The 3,947-nt window shown below is 30.1% G+C and carries 5 protein-coding genes; all 5 read left to right on the forward strand.

Going from position 1 to position 3,947, the window contains the following annotated elements; genetic code table 11:
- Positions 1-338 precede the first annotated feature (338 nt).
- The 5 genes from HN894_06715 (at position 339) to HN894_06735 (ending at position 3,683) form a co-directional block, all read left to right on the forward strand.
- Positions 339-1,316, forward strand: a complete 978-nt coding sequence (locus HN894_06715) for a hypothetical protein (GenBank protein MBT7143013.1) — start codon at positions 339-341, stop codon at positions 1,314-1,316.
- Between the two features lie 12 nt (positions 1,317-1,328).
- A complete protein-coding gene (locus tag HN894_06720) occupies positions 1,329-1,718 on the forward strand; it encodes a hypothetical protein (protein MBT7143014.1) in 390 nt (129 codons plus the stop codon).
- 12 nt (positions 1,719-1,730) lie between these two features.
- The gene (locus tag HN894_06725) at positions 1,731-2,606 is read left to right on the forward strand and encodes a hypothetical protein (protein ID MBT7143015.1); all 876 of its coding nucleotides are present in this window, start codon (positions 1,731-1,733) and stop codon (positions 2,604-2,606) included.
- An 18-nt stretch (positions 2,607-2,624) separates the two neighbouring features.
- The gene (locus tag HN894_06730; GenBank protein ID MBT7143016.1) at positions 2,625-3,182 is read left to right on the forward strand and encodes a YceI family protein; all 558 of its coding nucleotides are present in this window, start codon (positions 2,625-2,627) and stop codon (positions 3,180-3,182) included.
- A 72-nt stretch (positions 3,183-3,254) separates the two neighbouring features.
- Entirely contained in the window at positions 3,255-3,683 is a 429-nt protein-coding gene (locus tag HN894_06735; protein MBT7143017.1) for a hypothetical protein, read from the forward strand.
- Positions 3,684-3,947 lie beyond the last annotated feature (264 nt).

The following is a 3,947-nucleotide window of genomic DNA, read 5'->3' on the forward strand; positions in this document are numbered from 1 at the left end:
CCTCTAAAAGTCATAAATATTAACTCTATTTTAACTTTTTGCAATCATAATAGCTTAACATACCACATATGCGTTTAAAAAAGTCTCCGTAGTCCTCGAATCGACTTTTTTGTTGGTATATTCTTTTTATCTTTGTAGGATGCTTATTAAGACTATAATTAAAAGAAATACAATACTTTAGAAAATGAAAAAAACATAGTACCCGAAATAAAAACATATAATGTGCTCACCCACATTATCAAACAATTACAAATTAGTTTTAACAAGTTGAGTTAAATATAAATAACTTGCAAAATCCGAAATTTGAGCAATTAATTTTAGTAAAAAGTTACAAAAATATGAACAACCGAATTTTAATATACTTAGGCATTTTAAGTATTTCAGGAATAATGCTATACTCTTGTGAACATGATTTACCAGTTGCAATAGAAATGTCTGAAATTTGTTTTGAAAATGAAGTGTTACCAATTTTTCAAAATAGTTGTGGAATAAGTAATTGCCATGATGCTGCCACAGCCGAAGATGATCTTATTTATGTTGATTACAATACAATAATGGCTTCAATTTCTCCAGGTAATGCTTTTGATAGTAAAGCATATCAGGCAATAATATCATTATTTGAACATCCAATGCCTCCTGCTGCTCCATTATCACAAGAAGCAAGAACCTTAATACAAATCTGGATAGACCAAGGAGCAAAAAATACAAGTTGTATAAATGACTCAATAGTCCAAATCGTTTATGATACATCGGCATGTTTTTCCAGAGATATTCTGCCAATATTAATGTCCTCCTGTGGTATATCTAATTGTCATGATGAAACTTCTCATGAAGACGACATTATCTTGACAAACTATAACTTTGTCATGACTTCAGATGATGAATTAGTAATTCCATATTCTGCTTCAAATAGTGAAATGATAGAAGTTCTAACTGAAACCGGTGACGATTTAATGCCACCACCACCCTACTTACCTTTAACAAATGCTCAAATTGCAAAAATTAAAGAGTGGATAAATAATGGAGCTACAAATGATGAATGTCAATCATTATGTGACACAAGCGTTTTTACATTCTCAGATGCTATTGCCGGGATTATTGAAAACAATTGTAAAGGCTGTCACAGCGGAGCATCTCCATCTGCAGAAATAAACCTTACCAATTATAACCAAGTAAAATCTATTGCGGATGATGGGAGTTTAATTGAAGTTTTAAATGAATTAAACAACAAACCTCTAATGCCCCCTTCAGGGCTTACTCAATGTGAGATACATCAAATAGAAAAATGGGTTGAATCTGGATCTCAAAACAATTAATAAAATAAAAAAATGAACATAATCAGAATATTTAAATTCATATTAATAATGATTGTTATTGTTGCATTGCAATCATGTTATTACGACAAAGAAGAATTGTTGTATCCCGAGATTTCATCATCGTGCGATACTGTAAATGTTACTTATAGCGAAAATATTTCTCCAATAATTGAAATGAATTGTTTGTCATGTCATTCAAACTCAACTGCTGCAGTTTATGGCTCCGATATAAAATTGGAAAACTTTGAAGACATAGAAATATATGTTACTAATGGCCAATTATTAGGCTCAATTTTGCAAAATTCAGGTTATGAACCAATGCCAAAAGGCAGTGGAAAAATGGACGATTGCAAAATAAAACAATTTGAAATTTGGATTTCCGAAGGTGCTATTAACAATTAAAAAGCAAAACAGATGAAAAATTATATAATCCCATTGATATTAGTTTTCTTTGTAAATATAATATCTGGGCAAGACATAGACGAATTATTGAATGAAGAATTAAACGAAGAAATAAATTATTCAAGTGCAACATTCAAATCTACCCATCTAATAAATGGCCATACAGTCGAACAATTAAAAAAACAGCATTTAGATTTTAGAATTTCGCACCGATTTGGCTCTGTGAATAATGGAATAAGCGATTTTTTCGGAATCGACATTTCGTCCATTCGATTAAATTTGGAATATGGTGTGACAGATTGGTTGATGGTAGGCTATGGCAGAAGTTCCTTTAATAAAACCTACGATGGATTCCTCAAATTTAGAATTGTACGCCAAAGCTCAGGTAAAAAAAATATGCCATTTTCATTAAGCTATTTTGCAAGTTTTGAAGCCTTTACAACCGACTTATCAAATTTAGAAAACAAAAATTACCTATCATCGCGATTTAGTTATGTCCACCAATTTTTAATTGCTCGCAAGTTTAATGAAAAACTATCATTACAAATAAGCCCTACATTAATTCATAAAAACCTGGTGTCAACTGTATTAGATATGAATGATTTATTTGCAATTGGCTTTGGTGGTCGATATAAACTTTCAAAAAGAATTGCTCTAACAGCAGAATACTATTACTCAATTCGAAATGCCAGATATAAACCAAACTACAATGATCCATTGTCTATTGGGATAAATATTGAAACCGGAGGACATGTTTTTCAACTAATGCTATCAAATTCCTCTCTCATGAACGAAGGCGGTTTTATTTCAGGCGAGAACAATGACGATTTTTTCAAAGGTGATATACATCTCGGTTTTAACATTACCAGAATTTTTTCTTTTCAATAATAAATTAAACTCACAATTATGAAAAAGTATATAATAGCCATACTCTCAATGACTTTATTTAGTTTAAATATTCTTTCTCAACAAGTTTATATTGCTAAAAACGGAAATATAAATTTCATTTCTGAAACTTCTATTGAAAATATTAGTGCTAAAAATAATCAAGTCGTTAGCTTTTTAAAAACAAAAAAGGGAGAAATAAATTTTGGAGTTTTAATTAAGTCATTCAAATTTAAAAATGCTCTGATGGAAGAACATTTTAACGAAAATTATATGGAAAGTGATAAATTTCCTAAAGCCAAATTGAATGGCCATATCACTAATATTAAAGATATTAACTTCGGGAAAGAAGGAATTTATTCTGGCATTATTGAAGGAAAACTTAATATTCATGGCATTTCCCACGAAATAAACGCTACAGCACAGATAGAAGTATTGGATAAAAATATAGCAGCAAGCTCCACAATTACAGTAAAACCAGAAGATTATAATATTGAAATTCCTGATTTAGTGAAAGATAAAATTGCAGAAACAATAACAATTAAAATAGATATTATTTACGAACCCTACGAAAAATAATATGAATTTAAAGATTGGTGGATAAAAAAACGCAATTTTCTTGCTTGCAACACTATTAAAACCAAAATTAAGATGAAAAAAACAACCATAATATTGACAGTTAGCTTGATTCTTATAATTTGCAGTATTGGAGCATATCTATACATATTTCACAAGCCACATAAAAATACATTCAATTTGAAAGCAGAGCATACTATTTCGGCTTCCGAACTATTTTCTGCATATGAAGAAGACGAAGATAAAGCAAATGCGAAATATTTGGGAACAATTATACAAGTTGAAGGCGAAATAATAAAAATAAAAAATCTCTCAGGAAGCTATGAAATATCATTTATTGATGAATTATTTGGAGTTACTTGTATGTTAGACAGTGTTTATGCAGTTCAACAAAAAGAAGAAATAAACAAATTGAAAGTTGGTAAAAACATAAAAATAAAAGGACAATGCAATGGTTATCTTACGGATGTAAAATTAGACAGATGCGTAGTTGCAACTAAATAGTTACTCTGTCAAATAAAAGCCTAAGCTGGATAAACCAGAAAAAATTCTCGCAAAGAAGCAAAGACGCAAAGTTTTTGGAAATCTGTGAAACGAAACATTTTTTGCTTTGAGTCCGAAACTTGTTTTAACCTGAATAATTCATAAATTTTCGTCTCGAAAGTTCAAAATGTGTGTCAGATTTGAACTACCACAGATTTTTATTTTTGAGTAATAGCGAGCTATTTTGATGGAATAAAAATTGAGGACGGTCAAAGATGATGTGCA

The organism is Bacteroidota bacterium (genome assembly GCA_018692315.1).
Taxonomy (GTDB): Bacteria; Bacteroidota; Bacteroidia; order Bacteroidales; family JABHKC01; genus JABHKC01.